Origin of the sequence: Streptomyces viridochromogenes DSM 40736 (assembly GCF_000158955.1) — a bacterium.
Classification (GTDB): domain Bacteria; phylum Actinomycetota; class Actinomycetes; order Streptomycetales; family Streptomycetaceae; genus Streptomyces; species Streptomyces venetus.
This window is the reverse complement of the sequence record NZ_GG657757.1, coordinates 754,345-756,177: the sequence shown is the minus strand read 5'-3', so window position 1 is coordinate 756,177 and position 1,833 is coordinate 754,345. Positions and strand designations below refer to the sequence as shown.

Here is a 1,833-nt window from a genome sequence, read left to right as displayed (position 1 = left end):
CGCCCTGACGCCCTACGCATCGCAGGGCCTCGCCCAGTACCGGCTCCCCGGGCCGCCCAGCCACTCCGGGCCCTGGTCGGACGGGCTCGAAGGCTTCGCCCGCTCCTTCCTGCTGGCCGCCTTCCGCATCGCCGGTTCCGGCGGACAGAGGCCTGCGCTCATCGAGCGGTACGCGGCCGGGCTCGCGGCGGGCACCGACCCCCGCAGCCCCGACCGCTGGCCGCCGATCACCGACCGGTCCCAGCCCATGGTGGAGGCCGCCTCCGTCGCGATCGCCCTGCACGAGACCCGCCCGTGGATCTGGGACCGGCTCGACGACCCCGTACGGCAGCGGATCGCCGACTGGCTGGGCGGCTTCGTCGGAGCCGTCGTCAACGACTCCAACTGGCGGCTGTTCCAGGTCATCACCGAGGAGTTCCTCGCCTCCGTCGGCGCGCCCCACAGCCGCGGCGAGATCGACGCCGGCCTCGCCCGCCTGGAGGACTGGTACCGGGGCGACGGCTGGTACACCGACGGTGACGGCCGCAAGTTCGACTACTACAACGCCTGGGCCCTGCACCTGTATCCGGTCCTGTGGGCCCGGATCGCCGGTCCGCGCGCCGATCCGGCGCTGGTGGCGGGCCACCGGGCACGACTGCGGTCGTTCCTCCACGACCACCAACACTTCTTCGGCGCCGACGGGGCCCCGGTCCACCAGGGCCGCTCCCTCACCTACCGTTTCGCGACCACCGCACCGCTGTGGGCCGGGGTCCTCGCCGACGCCACGCCGCTGCCGCCCGGCCGCACCCGCCGCCTCGCCTCGGGCGCGCTGAAGCATTTCGCCGAACGCGGCGTGCCCGACGAACGGGGCCTGCTCACGCTCGGCTGGTACAAGCCCTTCCTCCCGGCCACCCAGCGCTACTCGGGCCCGGCCTCCCCCTACTGGGCGAGCAAGGCCTTCCTCGGCCTGCTCCTGCCCGCCCACCACCCCGTGTGGACCGCGCCGGAGGAACCCGGGCCGGTCGAGACGGGCGACGTACGCCTCGCGTTACCGGCACCGGGCTGGCTGCTCCACTCCACCGCGGCCGACGGGATCGTACGACTCGTCAACCACGGCAGCGACCGGCTCCCGCCCCCACCCGCCGAAGCGCAGGACAGCCCGCACTACGCCCGGTTCGCCTACTCCAGCGCGACAGCCCCCGAGACACCGGCGGACCGGGGCCCCGACAACCACCTCGCCCTGCTCGCCCCCGACGGCACGCCCAGTCCGCGCGGACGTATCCACCCCCTCGGTGTCGACGGCGCCCGTGCCGCGTCCTGGCACCGGGCCGTGCTCCCGGGCGGCGGTGAGGGGCACCGCATCGAGACGGTCAGCGTCGTCCACGGGCCCTGGGAGGTCCGGGTGCACCGCGTCGACGCGCCGCCCGGCACACCCGTGCGCGAGGGTGGCTGGGCCGTCGCCGACGACACCGGGCCACCGGCCGGCCGGACCGGCCCCAGCTGGGCACTGGCCCGACGCGCGGACGGCCTGACCAGCGCGCTCGTGGGACTGCACGGCTGGAGCGACGCCGAGGGGACGGTCGCGACGGCCGTGGGCCAGAGCGCGTACGGGCACCACTCGGCGACGCCGCTACTGACGCTGCCGTCCCACCCCGGCGGTACCTGCCTGCTGGTGACGCTGGTCGTGCTCAGCGCCGACCCGCGGGTACCGGTCACAGGAGCCCGGGTCCAGACCGCCGCCGACGCCTCCGTGGAGATCCGTTTCCCCGACGGCGCACGCGAGACGGTGCCCTGAGAGGCGCCCCAGGACATGCCGGGGGCGCGGCTCGAACGAGCCGCGCCCCTCTGCGGAAC

At 75.3% G+C, this 1,833-nt stretch carries 1 protein-coding gene; it reads left to right on the top strand.

Translation table 11 applies throughout. From position 1 onward, the window contains the following. On the top strand, positions 1–1,774 hold a 1,774-nt coding region (locus tag SSQG_RS03440), incomplete at its 5' end, for a DUF2264 domain-containing protein (RefSeq protein WP_063749150.1). Positions 1,775–1,833: the final 59 nt, after the last annotated feature.